Consider the following 538-nt stretch of genomic DNA (forward strand, 5'->3'; position numbering starts at 1 on the left):
ATCCCAACAAATTAATGATGCTAAAAACACAGTTGAACAGGCACAGAGAGATTATGTTGAAGCTAAAAGCAACTTACGTGCTGATAAGTCACAGTTACAAAGCGCTTATGATACGTTAAATAGAGATGTTTTAACAAATGATAAAAAGCCAGCATCTGTAAGACGCTATAATGAAGCCATTTCAAATATTAGAAAAGAATTAGATACAGCTAAAGCGGATGCAAGTAGTACTTTGCGAAACACCAATCCTTCCGTTGAACAAGTTAGAGACGCTTTAAATAAAATAAATACTGTTCAACCTAAAGTGAATCAAGCAATTGCTTTACTTCAACCAAAAGAAAATAATTCAGAACTTGTACAAGCTAAAAAACGTTTACAAGACGCTGTAAATGACATACCTCAAACACAAGGTATGACACAACAAACAATTAATAATTATAATGACAAACAACGTGAAGCTGAAAGAGCACTTACATCTGCACAAAGAGTGATTGATAATGGGGATGCTACAACTCAAGAAATTACTTCTGAAAAATCT

1 protein-coding gene is annotated in these 538 nt (G+C 33.5%); it reads left to right on the forward strand.

The features are described 5' to 3' along the window. Window positions 1–538, forward strand: a 538-nt coding sequence (locus tag IE142_RS40355) for an FIVAR domain-containing protein (RefSeq protein WP_191889519.1), incomplete at both ends; no start/stop codon positions are given.

Source organism: Streptomyces mutabilis (assembly GCF_014649815.1).
Classification (GTDB): domain Bacteria; phylum Actinomycetota; class Actinomycetes; order Streptomycetales; family Streptomycetaceae; genus Streptomyces; species Streptomyces mutabilis.